Origin of the sequence: Shewanella vesiculosa, from assembly GCF_009994065.1 — a bacterium.
Classification (GTDB): Bacteria; Pseudomonadota; Gammaproteobacteria; order Enterobacterales; family Shewanellaceae; genus Shewanella; species Shewanella vesiculosa.
This window is the reverse complement of record NZ_JAACSD010000004.1, coordinates 389079-410943: the sequence shown is the minus strand read 5'-3', so window position 1 is coordinate 410943 and position 21865 is coordinate 389079. Positions and strand designations below refer to the sequence as shown.

General features: G+C 41.5%; 23 protein-coding genes and 1 pseudogene. 11 read left to right on the top strand and 13 right to left on the bottom strand.

Features of this window, described 5'->3' with window-relative positions:
• Positions 1–61: 61 nt before the first annotated feature.
• Together GW828_RS04115 and GW828_RS04110 are read right to left on the bottom strand one after the other, a co-directional pair.
• A complete protein-coding gene (locus GW828_RS04115) occupies positions 62–829 on the bottom strand; it encodes a hypothetical protein (RefSeq protein WP_273057823.1) in 768 nt (255 codons plus the stop codon).
• 68 nt (positions 830–897) lie between these two features.
• Positions 898–1934: pseudogene (locus tag GW828_RS04110) on the bottom strand (nuclease-related domain-containing protein).
• Positions 1935–2173: 239 nt separating this feature from the next.
• On the opposite strand from GW828_RS04110, the gene GW828_RS04105 reads away from it, so the two are divergent.
• On the top strand, positions 2174–2422 hold the full coding sequence (locus tag GW828_RS04105; RefSeq protein ID WP_273057824.1) for a helix-turn-helix domain-containing protein: 249 nt from the start codon (positions 2174–2176) through the stop codon (positions 2420–2422).
• A 64-nt stretch (positions 2423–2486) separates the two neighbouring features.
• Here the strand turns inward: GW828_RS04105 and GW828_RS04100 are convergent, their stop codons facing one another.
• A complete protein-coding gene (locus GW828_RS04100) occupies positions 2487–2975 on the bottom strand; it encodes a TIGR00645 family protein (protein WP_124015240.1) in 489 nt (162 codons plus the stop codon).
• A gap of 436 nt (positions 2976–3411) precedes the next feature.
• On the opposite strand from GW828_RS04100, the gene GW828_RS04095 reads away from it, so the two are divergent.
• The 4 genes from GW828_RS04095 (at position 3412) to GW828_RS04080 (ending at position 7170) form a co-directional block, all read left to right on the top strand.
• Positions 3412–3837 carry a hypothetical protein gene (locus tag GW828_RS04095; protein ID WP_182741723.1) on the top strand — a complete coding sequence of 142 codons (426 nt, stop codon included), beginning with the start codon at positions 3412–3414 and terminating at the stop codon, positions 3835–3837.
• A gap of 254 nt (positions 3838–4091) precedes the next feature.
• Positions 4092–5453 carry a malectin domain-containing carbohydrate-binding protein gene (locus GW828_RS04090; RefSeq protein WP_273057825.1) on the top strand — a complete coding sequence of 454 codons (1362 nt, stop codon included), beginning with the start codon at positions 4092–4094 and terminating at the stop codon, positions 5451–5453.
• 412 nt (positions 5454–5865) lie between these two features.
• On the top strand, positions 5866–6177 hold the full coding sequence (locus GW828_RS04085) for a hypothetical protein (RefSeq protein WP_273057826.1): 312 nt from the start codon (positions 5866–5868) through the stop codon (positions 6175–6177).
• Between the two features lie 240 nt (positions 6178–6417).
• Positions 6418–7170 (top strand): class I SAM-dependent DNA methyltransferase, encoded by a 753-nt coding sequence (locus GW828_RS04080; RefSeq protein WP_273057827.1) that lies wholly within the window; start codon positions 6418–6420, stop codon positions 7168–7170.
• A 141-nt stretch (positions 7171–7311) separates the two neighbouring features.
• On the opposite strand, the gene GW828_RS04075 is transcribed toward GW828_RS04080, so the two are convergent.
• The 5 genes from GW828_RS04075 to GW828_RS04055 all read right to left on the bottom strand — a co-directional run bounded on the left by GW828_RS04075 (position 7312) and on the right by GW828_RS04055 (position 12425).
• The gene (locus GW828_RS04075) at positions 7312–8193 is read right to left on the bottom strand and encodes a hypothetical protein (protein WP_273057828.1); all 882 of its coding nucleotides are present in this window, start codon (positions 8191–8193) and stop codon (positions 7312–7314) included.
• A 362-nt stretch (positions 8194–8555) separates the two neighbouring features.
• Complete coding sequence (locus GW828_RS04070; protein ID WP_124015235.1) at positions 8556–8834, bottom strand: DNA polymerase III subunit epsilon; 279 nt, start codon at positions 8832–8834, stop codon at positions 8556–8558.
• Positions 8835–9028: 194 nt separating this feature from the next.
• Positions 9029–10081, bottom strand: a complete 1053-nt coding sequence (locus GW828_RS04065) for an alpha/beta hydrolase (RefSeq protein WP_273057829.1) — start codon at positions 10079–10081, stop codon at positions 9029–9031.
• A gap of 44 nt (positions 10082–10125) precedes the next feature.
• Complete coding sequence (locus tag GW828_RS04060) at positions 10126–10896, bottom strand: SDR family oxidoreductase (RefSeq protein WP_273057830.1); 771 nt, start codon at positions 10894–10896, stop codon at positions 10126–10128.
• Between the two features lie 62 nt (positions 10897–10958).
• Entirely contained in the window at positions 10959–12425 is a 1467-nt protein-coding gene (locus tag GW828_RS04055; RefSeq protein ID WP_273057831.1) for a flavin-containing monooxygenase, read from the bottom strand.
• 176 nt (positions 12426–12601) lie between these two features.
• Between GW828_RS04055 and GW828_RS04050 the strand changes: the two genes are divergently transcribed.
• On the top strand, positions 12602–13609 hold the full coding sequence (locus GW828_RS04050) for an AraC family transcriptional regulator (RefSeq protein ID WP_273057832.1): 1008 nt from the start codon (positions 12602–12604) through the stop codon (positions 13607–13609).
• Positions 13610–13757: 148 nt separating this feature from the next.
• Here the strand turns inward: GW828_RS04050 and GW828_RS04045 are convergent, their stop codons facing one another.
• Positions 13758–14372 (bottom strand): excalibur calcium-binding domain-containing protein, encoded by a 615-nt coding sequence (locus GW828_RS04045; RefSeq protein WP_273057833.1) that lies wholly within the window; start codon positions 14370–14372, stop codon positions 13758–13760.
• Positions 14373–14680: 308 nt separating this feature from the next.
• On the opposite strand from GW828_RS04045, the gene GW828_RS04040 reads away from it, so the two are divergent.
• The 3 genes from GW828_RS04040 to GW828_RS04030 all read left to right on the top strand — a co-directional run bounded on the left by GW828_RS04040 (position 14681) and on the right by GW828_RS04030 (position 16524).
• On the top strand, positions 14681–15067 hold the full coding sequence (locus GW828_RS04040) for a carboxymuconolactone decarboxylase family protein (protein WP_124015229.1): 387 nt from the start codon (positions 14681–14683) through the stop codon (positions 15065–15067).
• 109 nt (positions 15068–15176) lie between these two features.
• Positions 15177–15692 carry a hypothetical protein gene (locus tag GW828_RS04035; protein WP_124015228.1) on the top strand — a complete coding sequence of 172 codons (516 nt, stop codon included), beginning with the start codon at positions 15177–15179 and terminating at the stop codon, positions 15690–15692.
• Positions 15693–16002: 310 nt separating this feature from the next.
• Positions 16003–16524: a DUF1993 domain-containing protein gene (locus GW828_RS04030; RefSeq protein WP_124015227.1), complete on the top strand. Its 522-nt coding sequence runs from the start codon at positions 16003–16005 to the stop codon at positions 16522–16524.
• Positions 16525–16637: 113 nt separating this feature from the next.
• Here GW828_RS04030 and GW828_RS04025 read toward each other — a convergent pair whose 3' ends face one another.
• A complete protein-coding gene (locus GW828_RS04025) occupies positions 16638–17597 on the bottom strand; it encodes a DMT family transporter (protein ID WP_273057834.1) in 960 nt (319 codons plus the stop codon).
• Between the two features lie 144 nt (positions 17598–17741).
• Here GW828_RS04025 and GW828_RS04020 point away from each other — a divergent pair, with 144 nt between their 5' ends.
• Entirely contained in the window at positions 17742–18230 is a 489-nt protein-coding gene (locus GW828_RS04020; RefSeq protein ID WP_124015226.1) for a MarR family winged helix-turn-helix transcriptional regulator, read from the top strand.
• A gap of 87 nt (positions 18231–18317) precedes the next feature.
• On the opposite strand, the gene GW828_RS04015 is transcribed toward GW828_RS04020, so the two are convergent.
• The gene (locus GW828_RS04015; protein WP_273057835.1) at positions 18318–18569 is read right to left on the bottom strand and encodes a DUF2999 family protein; all 252 of its coding nucleotides are present in this window, start codon (positions 18567–18569) and stop codon (positions 18318–18320) included.
• A 279-nt stretch (positions 18570–18848) separates the two neighbouring features.
• Between GW828_RS04015 and GW828_RS04010 the strand changes: the two genes are divergently transcribed.
• Complete coding sequence (locus tag GW828_RS04010; RefSeq protein ID WP_273057836.1) at positions 18849–19586, top strand: hypothetical protein; 738 nt, start codon at positions 18849–18851, stop codon at positions 19584–19586.
• Positions 19587–19719: 133 nt separating this feature from the next.
• On the opposite strand, the gene GW828_RS04005 is transcribed toward GW828_RS04010, so the two are convergent.
• Positions 19720–20106: a hypothetical protein gene (locus GW828_RS04005; protein ID WP_182723603.1), complete on the bottom strand. Its 387-nt coding sequence runs from the start codon at positions 20104–20106 to the stop codon at positions 19720–19722.
• Positions 20106–21677: a S41 family peptidase gene (locus GW828_RS04000; protein WP_273057837.1), complete on the bottom strand. Its 1572-nt coding sequence runs from the start codon at positions 21675–21677 to the stop codon at positions 20106–20108. Before GW828_RS04000 ends, GW828_RS04005 begins: the two co-directional genes overlap by 1 nt.
• Between the last annotated feature and the right edge of the window lie 188 nt (positions 21678–21865).

Below are 21865 nucleotides of genomic sequence, written 5' to 3'. Positions count from 1 at the left end.
GAATAATCTACGATAAAGACTGCATAGAGTAAACTCATTAACATCGTCATAGGGCATATCGTTATTTACGGAACCTTCTGCTTGTATAATCTTTGAGTTCTTCATCAATAAACAGTTGAATGTCTAAAATTGTGTATGCGCTCAAAATATCTTTTTCTGTTAGATCTAGCTCTACAAACTGAGCTTCGCCACGTGCGGAATCGAAGGTATGATAAATGTAAGCGTGGAGCTTCCCCAAAGCGAAAATATAGCTTATGAGAATATCTGAAGACCTGTTTGAACGATCATTTAAATTGGATAATCGCGCACTATGTACCTGTAGCTGAGACAGAATGTTTGCAAGGTGTTCTGCCATATCTGGCTTTGCGTGGCGTATACAATTGCTAAATACTTGTTTGTATATTGGTGGTAGCGTTAGAGGGGGTAATGGAGGCGTTAAATGTCTTGGGACTCTACTATCATGTTCTATTTGGGTTCTAGCATTGTTCAAGGCTACCAACAGTATTGCAGCACTTCTTTTAGTGTATTCATTAAGTTCGCTTAATGCCTCTGGAAGGAAAGCCCTAGCGGCTATGAACTCACGTTCTCTTTGTCGTTCTGCTTGGCTCCTAGATATATTAAATGCAATAACTGTTGACGTAAAAGCTAAAACCCCAACGTTTAATGATTGCCAATGGCTCCAAACTCTTTGTATATAAGCCCAGTTCCAACTGAATAATGGAACTATAAGCATTCCAATTAGGTACATAATCCCTAGAAATGATCCAATTTTGGTAATAATTGGAATTACCTCATCCCAAGTCAGATGTCCTATCTTTTTTTGTTTCATATTGAATGATCCAATTTATAATAAACGGAATAAACGGAATAAACGGAATAAATGCAAAGTTTTACCCTCTAAATAATCTGCTTTTCAAACCCACAATCCACACAATTCAAGGTGTAGGTTTCTTTGCGCTTGGTGGCTTTGGTATTTTTACTTTTGCATTGTGGCATGGTAATTTCATCGATGTATTTTTGCTGCATTGGTTACAGTTGATGTAGTAACCGAATTTGCCATACATCGGGGTGTATTGTGTTGATTCACCGCAATGTTTGCAGCTTATTATGGGGTGTTGCTGATGCGCGAATGCTGCTACTGGTGCAAGTATTGCGACAGTAGATTGAACTAGATGATGAGTGGGTGCTGATGCTGGTTTAGGCCCTTGCTCAAGCTCTGGTGTGTTCGGTATCGCTTGGGTTTGCTTTAGTCCCACCGGAGCATTATTAGCCTGCTGAGTATTTGAATCGATATGTTGGCTAATAAGAAATTGGCCAATTGAATCGAGTTCTTGCTGACTAAAGTCTGGTCTAGTGTCGGTGACACTGACCAAGCGGATCAGTTTGTGTTTAAGATTCATGATATTTTTGAGCTCATCGACCAAAAATTCAGTTTTATACAGTTTGTCCGAAATCTCTTTGGGCATGGTTTTTCGGTCGATCACCGCATTACTGGATACCGCACATAAATAATGCCAGCAGCGTCCATTGAAGCCTTGCTGCTTTATACCCAGTAACTTACCTAATATGTCATTCTTATGATGCTTGAGCATTTCTTGCAACAAGGCTTGTTGCAGCTCAACTTGCTTAATTGGCGAAGACATACCTGACCATTGGTTGTTATAACTGCGTGTCCATTCGCCTTGGTTGTTCACTTTAACGTGACCTTTAATGCTTTTTGATTCAATTAGCACAAAGCCATAGGTATACACGATCAAGTGATCGATTTGAGCAGTTTCATCATTAAAGCTAAATTTGAAGTCGTTAATAACCAGTACTTCAGGATGATCTTTAAATGCACGGCGTAAGAAGAAAGCTACATCCTGTTCCTGTTTTTGACCCGCAATCATTTGCGGCGTTTTGGTCATTTGTAGTGTTTTAGTTTTAAGAATCATTTACCAACAGCATCCATTCATAACTTGATAATAATCAAGCTCATAATATCTATGATGCTGATAAAAAAGCCAGTGTTAATTTTAAACGTAGGGCGTAATCGATTCGATAGTGTAACAACCTACACTTTCAGCTTGCTTAACGACTTAGGCACTGCAGAAGTGTACTATGTTACACCTTTACTTGTAAAAATAGGGTAAATCACAATAAAGTGTAGCAATGTACACTTTGGACTAACGTTATGGCACTTTCACTCAATCAAGCACTTAATCAACAATCTTTAGGCTTACTCATTAAAGAAACTAGAAACAAAGCAGCACTGACTCAGGATGTGGCGGCTCTGCTGTGTGGCGTGACTAAAAAGACGTTAATCCGTGTTGAGAAAGGCAATGATGTTTATATTTCGACAGTGTTCAAAATTCTGAATGGTCTGGGGATTAGTATTGATATAGCGCAGAATCATAATGCTGATCCTAAAGTGTGGTACTAATCGATAGTAAATAAAAAGCCCTGATGCTGTTATGTATCAGGGCTTTTTATTTGGAGATGGATGGTTACTTACGCGTAATCTTATCCAGATATCCCATGGCGAAGGCTGATAACACGAAGGTGATGTGGATGAGTAGATACCACATGATCTTGTCGTTTTCGATGTTTTCGGCATTCATAAATACTTTGAGTAGGTGAATCGATGAAATCGCCACAATAGAGGCGGCCACTTTGTTTTTAAGTGAACCTGAATCCATCTTGCCTAGCCAGCTGAGCTTTTCACTGTTTTCGCCCACATCAAGCTGTGATACGAAGTTTTCATAACCTGAAAACATCACCATGATGAGCAGGCCTCCGACTAAGGTGATGTCGATGAGTGATAGGGTGATCAGTACCAAATCAACTTCTGCGATGGTGAAAATAATGGGTATGATGTGAAAGATCTCTTGAAAGAACTTTATGCCTAAGGCGAGTAAGACTAAGCTTAATCCTAAATAAATAGGCGCCATGATCCAGCGCGATGCATACATCAATCTTTCAAACACTTTTTCCATAAAAAAATTTAACCCTTCAGATAAAATACGCTAGAAATCAATCGAACCACTCATGGTAAAACAATAACATGATGAACTTTAGCTGTGCTTGCATAGTGTGGCAAGCATGTTGAGGTGTCATCTATACGCTTGGCGCGATGCATAGTGTATTTCATAATGTCTGTAGACGTTAGGTTTTTGTGGGGGGTGAGCCTAGGGGGAAGTCATTTTTTGGCCGCAAACCTTATAAGAGCTTGATATGGGTAATGTGAGTTATTCGATGTCGATAACGGTTGTTTTTGTATTTATACACCCCTGTTGATTTAGCTAAAGCGAATAAAATCAATTGATTAATCAGTATGGTTACCGTTAACTAAATCCGTCTTTGTCCCTGTTTTCTAAAGGTTTTAGCATCAAAGTCGATATAAATATTAGCCTGCTATGCAAGGAGCAACCATTGAATATTTTAGGCGTAAACTCAACGACTTCGGTGACAGATAACCTGCAAAAAGTGTCAGTTAGATTACGGTCTACTATTGCACCACAGGGGACATTGAACACTCAAGTTGAAGCGACAGATAAGGTGTCTATTTCAAATGAGGCGCAAAAAAAGCTGTCTTCTGAATTAAGTTCTACAATGCGTAATAATGCACGTGGTGCAACATCACCGCAGACAAAGCAAGTCGATACGCGCACTGAAATAGAAAAGAAAATTGATCAGTTAAAAGAAGATATTAAAGAGTTACAAGCGCAACGTCGAGAGTTGATTGGTGACAATTCAGAAGAAGCTGAATTGCAGCGAAAAGTGTTAGATCATCAAATTACTATGCTTAATACACAGCTCATTTCCTTATTTAAAATACAAAAGGAAGCGCAGAAATAATTTACTGGTGTTAGAGCATGACGTATGTGACAGAGTGTAATCGGCAAGCGTAAACGGTATTGCACCATCCTCATTTATTCTGTTTTGCTCCTAAATATTTAATTGCTCCATTTAATGTTTTCTCATTAATGACCTGTAATTCGGCTCGGATATTTTGCTTATGCTCTCCGTTCAAGTGCAGCCGGTTACATATTGTTTACATAAGGTGTTGCGTTTATCATCGGTATTCGCTGACGTATTTATGGAATAACATAATGGAATATCGCAAAATGCTGCTGGTCGCCAGCACCTCTCTTCTGTTAGCTGCCTGCAGCCACCACACGTTCAAAATACCTGAAGCTCAAACTCAACATCATCAAGCTAATCCTTCGGACCAAATAGTCTGGGCTATTAATAGTGGCGGCGATGCCTATCTTTCTTCAGACGGGATTCAATATCAGGCTGACGCTATAAAAATGGCCAGTGGCGATGCGAGTCATGTTGTTATCGCCAAGGGGACGATACTTGGCACTCAAGATCCAAACTTGTATTTGTCTTCTCGCCAGGGTGAAACTATTGCTTACCAGCAGCCACTAGCGAATGGTACTTATAGTGTGACGTTACGCTTTGCCGAAGACCAATGGACTCAGGAAGGCAAAAGACAGTTCTCGGTGTGGATTGAGGGCCAGCAGCGTATTCCTGTTATTGATGTCGTTAACGATCGCGACGGGCGTAATATGACCTCCTATGACATCAGTGTGCCAAATGTTGAGCTTGCAGATGGTCAATTGAATATTGATTTCAAAGCCGCAACCGGCAACGCCAGCATTAGTGCCATTGTGGTTCGTAAACCTTATCAGGTAGATAAAGGCTGGCAACTGCTTTGGCAAGATGAGTTTAATCAGGATGGCCGAGTCGATGAGACTAAGTGGAACTATGAGCTGTGGGCACCCAAACGCGTTAATGAAGAACTGCAACGCTATACTGATCGCAGCGAAAACGTGCGTCAACAAGGCGGAAATTTGATCATTGAAGCGCGACGTGATTTCTTTCAAGGTGATGAATACTCGTCGGCGCGCATTACTTCAGCCGGTAAAGGTGATTTACTTTATGGGCGAGTGGAAGTGAGGGCTAAACTGCCTGACGGCTTAGGCACTTGGCCAGCGATTTGGATGATGCCAAGTGATTTTGATGCTTATGCCGAACCCTGTGAAGATCCTACTGATGAGCAAAAACTTTGTAATAGCTGGCCCAATTCTGGCGAGATAGACATTTTGGAACACGTTGGTTTTGATGAGGGGCGCATACATTCTACTATGCACAATAAAGCCTTTTTCTGGAAAAACTTTAAGCAACGCAAAGGCGCGCTTTATGAGCCGGATGTTACCCATAACTTTCATCTGTATGCGATGGAATGGAGCCCAGAGCGCATAGATGTGTTTATCGATGACACTCTATATTTTTCGTATATCAATGATCACCAAGGCTGGCAGTCATGGCCGTTTGATAAACCGTTTCATGTCATTCTTAATATTGCCGTAGGCGGTGGATGGGGTGGTATTAAAGGGGTTGCTGACGATATCTGGCCGAAACAAATGCTAATTGATTACGTACGTTTGTATCAAAAAAGTCACTAACCTGAACTCGGACCGATTGATATTTTGAGTGCTCTTTAGCAAAACCTCAACAGATAAAGTGGCATTAATTCAATGCAATTAGATAGGCACATCGAAAAAGTGTTAGATAAAGACTAGCGATAAAATTGAGCGAAGTGATTAATAGGCACATCGAATAATAGATACCTTTACCATTAAGAAGAGATCCGTCAGGGTAAACGTTATAGCCATTTAAATAATCTGCTGATTATTGCAGCCATTTTTAATCTAGGCCTCAGGTTGGTTGATTAGACTTGTTACTTAGTGATGTATTTTAACTTTAAAAGAAGGACTTATCGTTATGGATAAACATAATTTACACGCAGCTCGTAAAATACCTTGGGTTGCGATAAGTGTCATTGCATCCATAGCTTTGCTGCTTGGACTCTTGCTCATGCTGATGCCCAAGGGATTTAAAGGTACTCACGAGCAAATCGGTAAGGGTAAGCCTGCGGTAGTCTTTGTTTATAATCCTAACCTTGTGTCGAGTACCACCCAGACTGAACAGATGAATGAAGCTCGCTCTCATCTTGGTGATAACGTGTTTTTTCTGCTTGCCAGAGAGGCTACTCCTGAGGGAGAGGCGTTCATCGCTAAATACCGAGCGAGACCTAATGAGCTATTACTCTTTGATCCAGCAGGAGTCCTAATTAAAAGACAAGCTGCGGTGATAGGTGCGAATGAGCTCATGCTGTGGGTACGTTAGTCATTTAACGTCATTGTTATCAGTGATTAATTGAGAGATTAAGTAAAACGCTAAAAAGCCTCGCATAGAAGGAGGTCGGGGGGCTTTTAGCATTTGGGCTTATCTTGCTGAGCGACGATTTACTTTGTTGTTAGCTTTTAGAGAATAGTCGTTAGTGATTTCTCATTCCTTATTTCTCAATCGTGCGATTTGATATATGATGCGCCACCCTAAATTTGCCTATGTCGCCGATCCCTTTATATGTCTACCAATGCCCTTTATACCGATTTGTCCGGTTATTACGATTTAATGTGCTGTGACATTAACTATCAGCAGCAAAGCAATAGCATAGTGCGCTTGCATCAGTTTTTGGGTAACAGCGGTAAACAGCATTTAGATTTAGCCTGTGGTACTGGGCCGCACGTGAGGCATTTCATCGATTTAGGGTTTCAAAGCAGTGGTCTGGATATCAATCAACCTATGCTCGATATTGCGATGCGTCGTTGTCCTGAAGCGCAGTTTAGTTTGCAAAATATGACTGAGTTTTATGTTGACCAAAAACTCGATTTGATCACCTGTTTTTTGTACTCCATTCATTACTCTCCAGGTACCGAGGCGCTTAAAGCCTGCATTGCGAGTGTGTATAAAGCATTAAATACTGGTGGCCTGTTTTGTTTCAACACAGTTGATAAACATAAAATCAATAACAAGGCGTCAGTGCGCCACAGCGCCGAGTTTGCGGGCAGCCAGTTTGTGTTTGAATCTGGCTGGCATTATCAGGGGGAGGGTGAAATGCAGTCGCTTAATGTCAGTATTGCCAAAACTGATGCTGATAAGACTCAGCAATGGCAAGATTCCCATGCGATGGTCGCCACCAGTTTTACTGAACTCGAAGCCTTGTTAAGCCCGTACTTCGAGGTGCAAATTTTTGAACACGATTACGACAAAATCATCCCGTGGGATTTAGCTTCAGGCAACGCCTTGTTTGTGTGTACGAAACGTGAGATTGAGTAGCTAAGGTTTTTAGCGGTCATTCGCTATTGCTAGTGAGCCGGAATACAGATTTTTATGCCATGATATTGCTATTTGATGGACGAGTACCCTGTGGTTTTCGCCCGGTCATTTTGAGCATAACCTTGATGCTAAATAGATATTTTAGTGACAGATATACTGATAAATGTATTTATCATCAAGCTGCTTTTCAGACATAACAAAGGCGCAATCACCGCTAGCAAGTGTTCGGATATACGCTTCAAACTTATCTTTTTCATCCATATCAGCAAAATGAAAAACACCTGTCGCAGATTTGCTCGTCATGGGTATTGAGTTGTTAAAACCATCTCGGCCCCGGTGAATCACAAACGAACTGGTGACAATATTAAGCGATACATTCAAGAAACTATTCTGTGGCTGATTAAGTTCCTCAGTTGAATTGAAATCAATCGTTAAGAACACTCCCAAATCATTCATACTAGGGATTTTTATTGCCTTTAATACCATGGAACTTGCTGATTTTAATGCTGGAATATACTCTTTGAAATAAACATCATAAAGATCATTACGCAAATAACTTGTCTGCAGGAAGTCATAAATACTGCCATTGCCGTCAATATGACCAGCATAAAAAAGGTGCTTTTCAGAATCAGCTGTAGTCGTTTTAGCGATTGAGGTGGACTGAATCCTAGCCAGTTTTAATTGATTTTTCCGTTCAGCTTTTTTGATGATACTGACTAATTCATCTGTATATGAATAAAGTGAATTCACTTCGCGTTGTTCAATCGTCGACATGTCGATGGGATGAACAATAGGTGTTGCATAGCGATTTTGCTCAACTCGATATTTTTGAGCGGCCTTATTTTTAATATCAACCACTATGATGTAAGGCAGCGTAAACTCTACAGCCCCTTTTAGGGCGGTTTGACCCATAGATAATTCTGAGCAATTGTTACAAACCAATGTCTTAACGCTTGCGAAAACATCTGTAGATAATCCACACGCGAGTAGCGCGATACAAAGCTTAAACAACATCCATTTCATCTACAAAATCCTTATTTATCTATAGTAAAACTATAATAAAGCAAACAACGAGAGCTGTCGGTCAGAGTTAATAAGTGGACAGATTAAGCTTTTTAACAATGATTTGGAATGGATAAAGAAGGGGATATTTTTTAAACTGGTTCAAGATAAGCAAATTGTTGTTTAGTTAACAAGATTTGTTTTATGTAAAATGCTTATTGAAGTGAGTTGCGGATTAAGTGCTGTAGTGTTTTATGGTTATAAGGCTGTTCGCTAGCAAACTTCACCAGTTTCAAGTACCTATTTATATTGGCTTAAGTGTATAAAAATAGGTATTTGAATATGGCCAGCCATCATCAGTAACAATGGCTGTTGATGAGGGATTACTGTGCGGTATCAGTAAATTCTGCTTGAACCTTGTCTAATTCTTGCTGGTTTTTAAGCTCAGTTTGTTGCTGTTTTTTAATGCTGACTTCTTCTACTAGTGCCGCTTGTCTTTGTTTAAGGCTGTGTTTCTCATCTTTGGTTAGAAACTTAAACGCTTTTTCATTGGCAAGTGCATACGCAACGACATCTTCGCCTTTTACTCTGCGTTCATCCACTCGTTTTGAAAAACGATCGTTATCTCGAGCTTTGCGCTCTTCGGCATTTAACTTACTCATTGGTGTATCCTCATTAGTTAATCACGGTAGGCTTCACTACGCTCAGTCAAATAAATGAGATGCACATTCATAAAGCTGATCGGCGCATTTTAGCATAAGTTGGCTTGTTAGCCTGTAATACATGGCGTCTGAGTAAACTTTATCATCTGTTGATGGCTTCTAGAGGCGGTTCAGCTATCTGTTACCTGTAACGTTCAATCATTAAAGCTGTTTAAAGCCATCGCGATATCATGAGTCGCTTGCTTAGCGCGCGCACTGAGTTTTGTGATTGAAATAAAGCCATGCATGCAATCGTCATAATGCTGGTGTTGTGTATTGATGCCTGCTGCTTTTAGGCGCTGAGCATATGCAATGCCGTCGTCTCTTAATGGATCGTAACCTAGGGTTAATATGTAGCTTTTTGGCGATTCGCTGATGTCTTTTGCCTGTAGTGGGCTCACTAATGGCAGGGTGACTTCGTCGAGAGAATTCAAATAATGCAGCCTGAAATAATCCATCAGATCGCGGGTGAGTATTAACTGCTTATTGAAACGGCGATAAGACTCGGTCAAACCTTGCAAGTCGACCATTGGGTAGATCAAAAACTGAAATGCAGGAGTTACTTTTGCCTGTACTGGTAGTGACGTTTGCAATGAATTTAAGCCGATAATACAAGCCAGATATCCGCCTGCGCTATCACCACCCACACCGATATATTGTGGATTGATATTCAGTTGTTGATGATTGTCATTGATATAGTTCCACGCCTCGATGGCATCACAAATCGGGATTGGAAATTTATGTTCTGGGGCCAGTCGATAGCCAACAGATATGATGTTCATCTTGCCGTGTTTAGCCAGGTAGCGGCAAAAGTGATCGTGGGTGTTAATACTGCCAATAACGCCGCCGCCACCATGAAAGTACACTAAGGTTTTTTGAGACTTGTTGGCACTAGGATAGTAAATGCGTAGCTTGATGGTGTTATTGATGTGCAGGTTATCAGCTGTGTCTGTGGCATCGCCGCGATGATTCGTGCTCACTGGAATGACTAACTCGACAATCTTATCCATTTCAATTTTAGTCAGCCCAAGTACTCGGTCCATCGCTAGAAATACATACCTGAATAATGTTACTGGCAATTTGTATAACGGCGCTAATGATAACCACTTGGCGACCATTAATTGTTTAGCTTCAAGCTGGGATGCTTGCAGTGGTTTGCCTGGTAGCGGTTCGTTTAGTGATGATGTTGGTTGATTAAGGTTATCCATTTCTATGGCCTTTTTATTATTGTTAACTGATTAGAACCATTTGTTTATCGACTTAACCACTTCATCACCAAGCGATTGATAAACGTAGGTGATACGTTACTTAATTTATGCAATAGGCCATAAAAAACACTGACCGTTCTATGGGTTTTAGGGTGTTTCACTTGTTTATCAATCACAGCGACTACGTGTTCAGCAGTAATGTTCACACCGAGTCGTTGCATGACTTTGGCGGTGTGTTTCTGTGCCTTAAGCATATTGGTTGCCACAAAAGGCGGCATGACATCACATACTCTTATGCCGTACTTTTGCCACTCAAGTTCCAGCGCCTCGGTAAGCGCTTTTACGGCAAACTTACTCGCCGAATAGCTGGCTAATTCTGGTACGCCATAATCGCTACTGGCTGATGACATATTGATAATAGTACTCGTACCAGTATTTTTTAAATATGGCCATGCAGCATGACACAGATTCATGACCCCGATGACATTGACACTTAATGTACGCTGATGATGTTCTATAGAGATGTCTTCAAATGGACCAATTTCCAATATGCCGGCATTGTTAAGTAATACCGCCAAGCAATGATTATGTTCCGCACAAAATGTAGCCATAGCGTGTTGTACTTGTGAAACATCAGTGACATCCAGCTGAAACAAGCGTATTCGAGTTCTATCCCATATTTCGGTGGCTTGTGTTAATTGCGCTAAATTGATGTCGGCCATACCGACCCAATAGCCTTTTTTATGAAAGTGCCGAGCAGCGGCTAAGCCAATTCCAGAAGCCGCGCCGGTAATAAATATCGTGTTGTTATTCATGATAAAACCTGGTTGCTTTTAGTACGAGTGAATCAGTACAAGTGAAAAGGTGGCTAAGCCAATTAGAATGACCGGGTATTAAGGTGTTCCATCTGCGGCTGTTTCATTTCATCAACCCAGCGCTGCCAAGTGTAGGGCCATAAAATAGGGTCACCATCGGCATCTAAATACCAGCTTTGGCATCCTCCAACCCAGCTAGTGCCCTTTAACCCTTCTTTTACGTAGGCATTAAAATCGTCAATGGCTTGTTGTTTGGCTTCAAACTCATCAAATTGATGCTCACGCCATTTATCGATCAATTTAATCACGTAGTCAGTTTGAACCTCGCTCATGGCGATAACCGAAAAGTTACCAATAGGTGTGTTGGGGCCGAGCATTAAAAAGAAGTTAGGGTAATCGCTGAGTAACATTGACCGATATGCTTTAATTTTATGAGCCCACGCCTTATCAATGTGCAAATTGTTGCGGCCAATTAGATTCATTGGGCGCATAAAATTAAATGCATTAAACCCTGTCGACAGTACCAATACATCGAGGTCATGGTGTGTACCGTCTTTAGTGATAATGCCTGTTGCAGTTATGCGCTCAATGGCCTCTGTTATTAACTCAGTATTGGGTTTTTGAATGGCTTTATAAAAAGTGGTGTTGATAATGACCCGTTTGCAGCCTACTTGATAATGAGGTCGCAGCTTTTCGCGTAAAGTTTGGTCTTGAATGCTTAATCTTAAGTTGGCTTTACACAAAAAATTTAACACATGTTTTTGGATAAAGTGTCCAGTTACCGCTTTGGTAAAAAAATGTTCTAGAAAAAACTTACCAGTATTGCGGTGGATTTTGGTAATGATGGGAAAGCGAGCCATCAGTTTGCGGCTGGTTTTTGAAAAGGTAAAATCGGGTAAGTGCATTAACCATTGTGGTGTGCGCTGAAAAACCGAGACCTTAGCACCAGTGTTAATCAACTCAGGAATGGCTTGTGCCGCCGTTGACCCAGTACCGATTACCCCAACCCGAGTTGAGGCAGATATATCGACGTCGTGGTTCCATTGGGCGGTATGAAATGTGGTGCCTTTAAAATCAGCTAATCCAGGAATGTCAGGAAATTGCGGATGGTGCAAAATGCCTGTGGCACACACAATAAAATCAGCGATATAGGTTTGCTGTTGACTGGTTTTTACTGTCCATTTGCCATTGGCATAGTGTGCATCGGTAACCGCTTCGTTAAAGCGTATGTCTCGTTTAACCTCATATTTATCTGCCACATGCTCAAAATATTGTTTAATCTCTGGTCCATGGGCGAAAAATCGGCTCCAATTGGGATTGGGTTCAAATGAATAGGTATACATGTGAGCGGGTACATCACAGGCCGCACCTGGATAGGTATTTTCGCGCCACGTTCCGCCCACAGAGCCTTTTTTCTCCAGCACTACAATGTCAGTAATACCAGCTTGACGCAGTTTGATGGCCATTAAAATGCCCGTCATACCTGCACCAATGATCACCACCGCAGGGTTTCGTTTAACTTGGGTCATGCGGACCTCAATGATTGTTATTTTTAATTATGACTTTGAATGGCTATTTCGCTATACGATCATTCAAAGATTGTTAACCAATGATGTTATCTGTCCAGCATAGGAAATTGGGCTTGATTGATCTAGCGTCTAAATAGACGTATATTTGTGATTTTAAGACATTACGGCCATCAATTATGACATTTCGCAGTATTACCAGTGTGCAGATTATCGTTGCCCATGGCATTGAGCTGGGTATTGATGAGAATGTTTTACTGCAAGGGTCGGGTTTAACCAGTGCTCAATTAGCTGACCATGAGCGGCTGATTGAAGATAAGCAAGAGTTACAGGTGTTAAATAACCTAATGCTTACTACTGAATGCCCAGTTAAAGTAGGAATGGAATTAGGCTGCCGTTATCACCTGACCAGTTATGGCATTATGGGGTATGCCCTGTTGGCCAGCAGTACTGCGAGAAAGGCGATTGAATTAGGCTTACGTTATCTAGATTTAACCTATGTTTTTTCACAGATAACATTAACTGAGCTTAACGACGATTTATCTCTAAGGTTCTCATGCGACATTGCAGGTGAGTTAGGTGAGCTCGTATTAGTCAGAGACATGTTGGGCGCTGCGATGATCCAACGAGAAGTATTTGAACGTAACGGCTTACCGATAAAATTGCAGTTTATGTCGCCTCAGCCTGTAGGCTTGTGCCTAGAAGATATAAAGCAAAAACTCGGAGCTGAGATCCAATTTAATGCCAATTATAATGGCTTTTCTGGACTAGCCCCGCTATTGGATTTGCCCTTGGTAAAAGCCAATGAAGCCACCGCCAGATTATGTGAAGCGCAATGCAGCCAGTTACTGCAACAAAAACAAAACTGGAAACCTGTCGCCAAGTTGGTCAAAGACACCTTAGTGCACTTAGGCTTAACAGCATCAATGGAAGACATCGCCCAGCATTTAGCCCGTACGACTCGCACTTTACATCGTCAACTCAAACTAGAACAAACCAGTTGGCGCCAAGTACGTGATGATGTGCGTTTTGGCATCGCTGAGGAACTGCTGCTAAAGCCGATGCAACTTGATGAAATTGCTGAGCGACTTGGTTTTAGTGATGGGGCTAATTTTAGCCACAGCTTTAAGCGCTGCAAAAACATTACCCCAAGCCAGTATCGCAAGCAGGCAACAAAACAGCGATAGCCAGCTGTTCTTCATAGCTAAAGGCTAGCTAGAATCTCAAGCCTTAGACCTTAGACTTTAGACCTCAAATCTAAAGACTCTTACCTAGAACCTAGAACAAGTGGCTGTTAGCCAGAAACTGCTTTCTATGACCCCCATTGCTTAATGTTTATTTATCGAACTGCCTTTCACAGGGGATTCCGTCACCATCACCATCCATTTTTGTGTCTGGACAGTTACGGAGATAAAAGCTTGCTTCAGCATAAGAGCGCATTTGGCTGCAGTGGGTTTTACCAGCTTCGCATCTGAACTGTGGTTGTAGATTGATTGAGCTTGGTTTTGATACGGTTGGTGTCCACTGCATCTGCTCAACATCTTCATTGGTCAGCACTGGCGTAGCGGTCATTTTTTGATATTGTTTATAACCGAAAATACCAACCCCAAGCAGGATAACAAGCATGATTACGCGGCCAAGTACTGGGCTTGAGCGGTAGTTGTCGTCATGATGAGATGGGCTTTTACGATGATGTTGACTGGTGTGAGACGCTGGACGAATGCTATTGGACACCACCGCGACGCCTTCTATACTGGCTTTTACGGCTTTGACTTTACCGTCGGGCTGGTTCTCACGATGAAATAGGATCTCATCGCCAACAATGGGCTTTCTGGCCATGTGTTTTAAGGTTGAAATGTGAATAAAGACATCTTGATTATCACCGGTTTCTGGCTTGATAAAACCAAAGCCTTTTTCGGTATTCCAACGAACGAGCGTGCCTCTTTCCATGGCGATTCCTTCCTTGATGGTCATTCAGTTATTAAAAAATCATACTTTAGAATCATGCTTTTAAATCAGTAACATAATACCTACAATCACAGTGTTTTAGCCAGTTATTTGATTGGACTTTGTGAGCGGTCGATAAAACATAGTCGATATGATTACCTACTCAGGGAAAAATGAATTGATATCGACATTGGGCAATATATCAACTTGCTACAACAAAAACGTGGTGTTATTTAAGATTAAGTTTAACGTGTATATAGACGGGATTATTTTTAATGAATTGACCAACGCAACAATAGAGGGGGCTACTGATGAATGATGAGCAATACCAAAAAGGACTTGAGGTACGTCGCAAGGTGATGGGGGATGCTTATGTCGATAAAGCGCTCAGCAATGTCACTGATTTTACCCAGCCACTGCAAGACTTAGTGACCGCAAATTGTTGGGGAGAAGTCTGGGTTCGTGATGCTATTTCTAAGCAAACTCGCAGTCTTATCACTATTGCCACATTGGCGGCTTTAAAAGCTCCAACTGAATTAAAAGGTCATGTTAGAGGGGCATTACGTAATGGGTGTTCCATTGCTGAAATTCAGGAGGTATTACTGCATTCAACAGTCTATTGCGGCATGCCAGCGGGAATTGAAGCCTTTCGGGCTGCAAAAGAAGCGATAGAGGAATGGGCTATAGAAAATAGTTAGCACTGAGTTATCTATTAACTTTTTAGCCTAAATGATTGTGTAAAAGCACTAATCTTTTTTTAGATTGTTACGTATAACAGGATCTAATACTTATCCAAAAGGACTTAAAATGCGTTATTTAATGATTATTGCAAGCTTATTACTGCTCAGCGCTTGCAGCACGAGTTATCCAAATCAGGCCATTACTGGGCAAACTTTTCCATCGGTGTCAGGCCAAAATCTTGAAGGGCAGTCTATGACCTTGCCTGATGATTTAAAAGGTGAAACTGCGCTATTACTGATCGGTTATAAACAAGATTCACAGTTTGATATTGATCGCTGGTTAATTGGCTTAGACATGACCGAAACGCAAGTATCGGTATTTGAAGTGCCAACCATACAGGGATTGTTTCCTAGAATGTTCAGCACCTTTATAGACAGTGGTATGCGTGCAGGCATCCCTAAGCCACTTTGGAAAGGCGTCGTTACTGTCTATAAAGATGGTGAAAAAGTACAAGCGTTTACCGGTAATGAAAAACCAAACAATGCGCGAGTGGTGCTATTAGATGGCCAAGGTAAAGTGATTTACTTTTATGACCAAGGCTTCTCTGTTGATGCACTTAATCAGTTAAGAGCCTTGCTTTAATCGCGCAAAAGGTAGTGTATAAATCGATCGAGATATCAATTATATCAGCCTCTTTACTGCCATATTTGAGGCCAGTAAGTGACATCTTGATAAAATATGACCTGATATATATCAACAATATGATGGCCGTGATGATTTGTTAAATGCTTTATTGAGTTTGTATCGTTAGAGTTTTGCTCATAAAAGTCTCTGGTCAGCGTTAAATGAGGCTAATGAGGCCTAAATATCTTTGACTGGGTTGTAATCTTATCGGTTATCACTAATTATCTAAGCGCTGCTAAGTTTGCAGCTCTCAATTGAGGACTTTGCCATGCTGTACGATTTGACTGTAGTGCAATTCAGCAAAATGCTGAATAACTTAAATAATATTCTTGATAAGGCCGAGGTATTTGCCGCCTTTAAAAAGGTCGATATGGCAGTATTGCTGAACTCTCGCTTAGCGGCAGATCAATTTAATCTTACTCGCCAGATTCAGATAGCCTGTGACACGGCTAAAGTTGGTGTTGCCAGATTAACCGGTAATTTAGAGACTATGCCTAAGCATGATGATACTGAAACGACACTTGAAGAGTTGCGTCAACGCATTGCTTCAGTCATTGAGTATATTAATGGTTTTAGCGAAGCCGACTTCGCTCACGCTGCCACTATCCATGTGTCACAACCTCGCTGGGCAGGTAAATATCTAACAGGCTATGAATTTGCTATTGAACATGCCATTCCTAATCTCTATTTTCATGTCACTACGGCCTACGCAATATTGCGCCACAACGGTGTTGAAGTGGGTAAGAAAGACTATTTAGGTGATATGCCTTATAAAGTCCCTGTTATTTAGTAAAGTACTCGTTATCGGCTATTGAGGATACATCCACTAATGTAGCGTTTGTATCCTTTAATAGCTGCGCCCAGAAGCCACTGTCTAAGCCATGTATTGACTTGCTTTTTACACTAGCTTTTGGGCATTTTTGTTTTACTCAGATGATTTAATTCGCTATTACTCTGCTCAATAATCAATTGTTTATTTGCATTTGATGCGGTAATTTTTTGGCGTAGCAACTGAATCAAGGTTGGCGAAATAGAGGCTAAAATCATGCCACACATCAATAAATATTGATGTGGTGTGTATGATTCACCCATTAACACAAAACCACAGGCAATACCTGCTATTGGGTTGGCTATGCCGCCAAAAGTGAAGTCGACAACCGACATACGTTGCAATAACCACACATACATACTGTAACCGAGTACAGTGTTGAGTAATATTATCCAGCTTATGCCGAAGCCATTAGTCAGACTAAATTGCTTGACCACACTGAGATATTGTTCAGGTGAAAATAGTGCCTGAATGCCTGCGGCAACCAATAATAATGCTCCGCCGATAATGAGCTGCCAGGTGAGTATGGTCCACCAATGAATGCGTGAGCCCAGTGCTTTGGTGATCGTGCTGCCGATAATAATACAGCTAATAGCCGCCAGCATCGCCATTAACCCAATAGGATTTAAACTAATGGTGCTGGGGTCAAATAGCATCCACGCTAGAGCAATTAAGATCGCGCCACAAAAGGCTTGCGGCAGATTAGGGCGTTTTTTACTGCTTACCCAATGAAATAGCATCGCGAAAACGGGCACTGAAATCATCCCTATACCAGAGATGGCCGACGGAAGTGTTAGTGCCATAATAAATATCAAACTGAAAAACACCGCAATATTAATCGCACCGAGTTTTATCAAAATAGACCAGTCGGCTTGTTGGGGCTTAGTCGGTTTGATTGCCAATAAAATGAGTCCAGCAGGCAATGCACGCAGAGCACCGAGTAATAACGCTGGCCAGTCAGGTAAAGTGAGCTGAGTCATTGCATAAGTGGTACCCCAAAAAAAGGCTGGGATCATGGCGAGTAAAATATTCATAAACTACCTTAGTGTTAAATATCTTCATATAAAGATAAGTGTTGATTCTGGACTGCTAAGTTATCTTTGTAAAGTATCTTTTTATGAAGTATCTTTATGTTAAGTATTTTATAAGTGATCAATCGTTAAGATTAAGGGTGTTAAATGGAGGATATCGATAGAGTTGTGGCGCAGTGGGGTGAACAGAAGCCGCATTTAGATACTGCACCAATGGCAATACTTGGGCGTTTTTTGCGTTTACAAAAACACATTGAAGCTGAAATATCCACTTGTCATAAATTGTTTGGCCTGACCATGGGGGAATTTGATGTACTGGCTACATTACGACGTGCAGGCCTGCCTTATACCTTAACCCCTTCAGTGCTTTTGTCATCTATGATGTTAACCTCTGGCGCGATGACAAATCGCTTAGATAAACTAGAATCTAAAGATTTAATTGCACGTGTACACAGCACTGAAGACAGGCGTAGCGTATCCGTAGCTTTGACTGAAAAAGGACTTGCCACGATAGATGAAGCGATTGAGGCACATGTCCGCATTCAACATCAGTTGGTAGCAAATCTTTCAGATTCTGAACTGCCCGAGCTCAACCAATTACTCAAAACTTGGTTAGCTGGCTTTGAAGGCAATTAATAGCGGCTGTGATCAGATAAGTGAACCACGGCCAGCATCTTAAGGTGCTGGCCGTGGTTGTTTATGCGTTTTGTAATAGCTTAGCGCTTATGGTTGTAGCTGTGCTTTTGCTGCTTCAACTTTAGAAAAATCTAAGCCAAGTTCTACAACTGCTTCTTTGATTAAAGCTGGGTTTTGCATCACCATGCCCATCAGCTGTTGTAGCTTTTCCGCAGGAATGCCTAATTGACCAATAGTTGCCATTGCTGCAAATGGGTTTTCAGTTAACGTCTGGAACAGCTCATTAATTTGTACGTCACTGATATTGTGTTCTTTTAAGATGGCAATAATAGGATTCATTGCGTTACCTTGTAAATGTTAATTGAGTAAGTTGTGATTTTATCATGATTTAGTCTGTAGAGGGCAAGATAGCGATTGCACAATCGTACTGACAAAATGATTCAGCAGGTTTTGACTTTGGTTAGTCTCTTAGCAAGATTGAACTGAGTGTCGTTTATACGTTACATCATTGGATAAATGATTGAGTTTACTACTCCGGTGTTTATACTGTTCTCGTTTTAGCGTGTTGCTTTGCTGATTTAATACTACTTTTTATATGGATTTGTTACGGACGTTGATATGGATATTGAAACCCTCTGCACTGTGTTAGTGCTGCTCCAACCCCTTGTTGTATATTATGCCTTTTATAAAAATACTGGCGTAACCACCAAAGATAATGAGTTTAATCAATCTTTTTTGGTAATTTCTCCTAGTTTTGCCTTCTTTTATTTAGACCAATATTGGTATGCACTCGGTTTGCTGGTTGGCGTGGCATTGCTCGGTTTGTTATTGGCAATGATAGTGGATCGTAAAGCCAGTCATCCGATTGATTACGGCGGGCTGGTTTCATTTATGCTTGCTTGGTTGATTATATTTGGTATAGGTCATTGGATTGCAGGTTTCTTCCCCGACTCAAGCAGTACTGAGGTTGACGATTCAATAGCGCTGACTGATATCACGCAAGGGGGTTATTCAGCATTAACCAGTTCACTGTATTACTTCTTGATTATGCTGGGGGTGTTTTTTGTCCGTATTATAGAGAAAAAATATTTCACAAAGGATAATCTCAGTAGTTTGTTGTTGTTTATCAGCAGTGTTGTTGGTGGCGTGTTACCTATGGTGGGTGACTATTTTATCTTGAGCATAGTGATAAACTTTTTTATCTTATTTTATATGAGTGTCGCCATTATTCGCTTGGATGATACCGGTCCTTCAAGTGGTTCGGTGACTTTTATATTTAGTTATCTATTTATGATGGGGGCTAGCTTAGCCATCATAATAAAAGGCGGGTATTGGCTTTACAGCTTGATGAGTTAACTGCGGCATGATCGATAGGCTGCATGTTATTAGCTAGAGTCGATAGTCCCAAAAAAAAAGCCAGAACACATATGTAGATGTGTTCTGGCTTTTTGGATTAAGCATATTGACGAAAGTAACTATTGCCTAATCGCTATTCGTTTTCGACCTGACAACGTACTTGCGATAATGTGACCGTCTTGCCGGTTTGTACATGACGTAATAGGCAATTATCGCCTTGTTTTAACAGTTGCACTGCGTCCGGAATTTCAGTGCTGCGCCCCATGATCAATAAGCCGTTAGCATCTTTATGCTGAGCACGCTCAATCACTTCTTGGCTGTATTGAGTAAAAGCGTTATCGGCTATTAATACATTGCTGGCGTCCAGTAAGCTTGCTATCGCTTGTTGTAATTCAGCGTGGGTTTGGCTGCTAGGGTTTGTCAGCATTGCCGCTTGTAACGTTAATGGCGCCTCTTTTGCTGTCGCCCCACAGCCGCTCACTGCCAATACTGCCAGAATACCAATGAATTGCTTTTGCATTATTGCTCCAAAGCCAATGGCGTGAGAATACGGTTGTTTTTCAGTACATTTTGGTTGCGCGTGTCTTGCAACATAAAGCCTGGATCGACAAAGGATTCTCGTGCTGGTGCGCGCGCTAAAGCTGAAGCCGTCGCTGGGCAGCGGTTATTATTACGATAAAACAATGCTGCACTGAGAAGTCTTTCGTTGGTATCACCTAAAGCATGTCCAAGGTCATCTTCTAGAACACAACCTGGCACTTCACTGTCTAGGGTAGGATTGGCTGATGGTATAAATCCGTCAGAATATTCACCAAAGCCTTTGTCATTAACCCCTTTAAACTGAATGGTAAAGTAGGTTGTGGCACAGTTACTGGTTGGGTAAAAGCCATAAGGCTTACCGCAGGTTGTATCACCCAATTGAATTACCTCAATATTAATGCCGCGAAGGGCATTCATTAAGGCTTCGCTGGCAGAACAGGTGCCAGGGGTTGTTAATACGAATACTCGCTTAAGGTTTAGCGTGGGCAGCGATAATCCACTGCGCAGTAATGAAGTGTTAAAGCCGATTGATTCTGAAATAAACGGCATCGGCGAGAGTGCTTCACGCGTTACTGGGTTAATGTTGGGGTACTTGTTGTTAAAGCTAGTTTGTTCAAACACCCGGTTAGTTGTGGCGTTATCACCCGCAATCATGTAGCCCAGTTGGCTGGCAAGTGCTAATAATCCACCGCCGTTATAGCGAATATCCAATACTAAATCGTCTACTTGTGCGTTGCTCAGTAACGTCATGGCATCGTATAAGCCTTTTTCGGCCGTCGCGATGTGAGAGTTAAATTGTAGATAACCCACTTTGCCATTAGTCGTTTGAATGGTTTTAGTATTTTGCACTGGCGTTGATACGATTGTGCCTGCCGATAATGTCAGTGTGCGGTCGGTTTGGGCATTTAAATCTCGCACGGTAAACACCGTTTGTTTACCAGTGGCGTCGGGAAATAAACCTGCATTTAAAGTATCGATACTGTCGCTATCATTGGCATTTGCTACGCTGACACCGTCCACCGATACAATAATGGCACCACGGCTAATACCTGCATTGCTTGCCGGCGTGTTTGGCTCGTTGAAGGCCACAGTCACTTGTCGTGATACACCTGCCGATGCATTACGTAAATTTAGCGTCATGCCATAACCAACAGAGGCCCCGGACCCATTGAGTAATTCCCATTCTGCTGTCGGCATAGAAAAGTGGAAGTTATCTTTGAGGTTGCCTGTGTCTGACAATTCGTCGGTTTTTAGTAGTTCAAAATACTCGGCAACGCTATATGGTGCCGGATCGCGATCAATAATTTCGTCATACCAAAGGTAAGTGTCATCGCTCCACGACCGCAACCACAATTTTTGTGTCAAGGGGACACTGCACTGATTGGCTAATGTCGAGTAGTTAGCAAATTGACCAGCAACCCATTGAGGTGACGTTGAGCCAGTATTGCTATTGTTATCGCCGCTTGATGAGCCGCCACCGCCACAGGCTGTTAGTAACAGGCTGGCGCTGATAATGAATGGGGCGAGAGTGTTGCTTGAGAGTAACTGCATAATAATCCTTTATATACTCAAATATCGTGGTTAATGTTTAATCTTACAATTGACAACTTTATTACAATTGACCTAATTTGTAACTCGGTTTCTTGAGCAATACTAAGATTGATAAACCATGCTATTTGAAGTGTAATGATATTTCTATACGCGGCTACTGGTTGTAATGTTCAGTTCAACCTTAGTAC